Origin of the sequence: Streptomyces sp. NRRL S-87 (assembly GCF_000719335.1) — a bacterium.
GTDB lineage: Bacteria > Actinomycetota > Actinomycetes > Streptomycetales > Streptomycetaceae > Streptomyces.
Window position 1 is genome coordinate 1 of record NZ_JOGB01000202.1, and the last position, 372, is coordinate 372.

Consider the following 372-nt stretch of genomic DNA (forward strand, 5'->3'; position numbering starts at 1 on the left):
GAGGGCGGCGCGGATGACGCGCTGCTGGGAGGGGCCGTTCGGGGCGGTGAGGCCGTTGCTGGCACCGTCCTGGTTGATCGCGGAGCCGCGGACGAGCGCGAGGACCGGGTGACCGTTGCGCCGGGCGTCCGAGAGCCGCTCCACCAGGAGCATGCCCACGCCCTCGCCCCAGCCCGTGCCGTCGGCACCGGCCGCGAACGCCTTGATCCGACCGTCTTCGGCGAGTCCTCGCTGGCGGCTGAAGTCGATGTAGGCACCGGGCGAGGACATCACGGTCACACCACCGGCGAGCGCGAGGTCGCACTCGCCGTTGCGCAGGGCCTGCACGGCCCAGTGCAGCGCCACCAGGGAGGCGGAACAGGCGGTGTCGAC

The 372-nt window shown here is 73.4% G+C and carries 1 protein-coding gene; it reads right to left on the minus strand.

The window, feature by feature from the left end; translation table 11 throughout:
• The coding region (locus IF43_RS37560; protein WP_037891736.1) for a beta-ketoacyl synthase N-terminal-like domain-containing protein at positions 1-372 on the minus strand (372 nt) is incomplete at both ends.